The organism is Psychroflexus maritimus (assembly GCF_011089875.1).
Taxonomy (GTDB): Bacteria; Bacteroidota; Bacteroidia; order Flavobacteriales; family Flavobacteriaceae; genus Psychroflexus; species Psychroflexus maritimus.
Window position 1 is genome coordinate 1 of record NZ_JAANAS010000023.1, and the last position, 214, is coordinate 214.

Genomic DNA, 214 nt, shown 5'->3' on the forward strand with positions numbered 1-214 from the left:
ACTAAGTCTTTAGCTGGGTTAGGGTAGAGGCTAAATAATTTATTGTCCTCATCTTCCACACCCATGGTTTCTGTATCAAATTTCAAGGAAAATCGGGATGTGTCAACCGATTCGCTAACACTTTCATCTACATTAAAGGAATAAGTCTGCCCGTCTTCTAACAAGGTTTCTGTGCCTAAATAATCATCGACTAAATAAACTGCTGTTGTTCCAA

The 214-nt window shown here is 38.3% G+C and carries 1 protein-coding gene; it reads right to left on the reverse strand.

What is annotated here, in order from left to right; genetic code table 11:
• Window positions 1-214: hypothetical protein (locus G7034_RS02095; RefSeq protein WP_166399311.1), on the reverse strand; the 214-nt coding region annotated here is incomplete at both ends.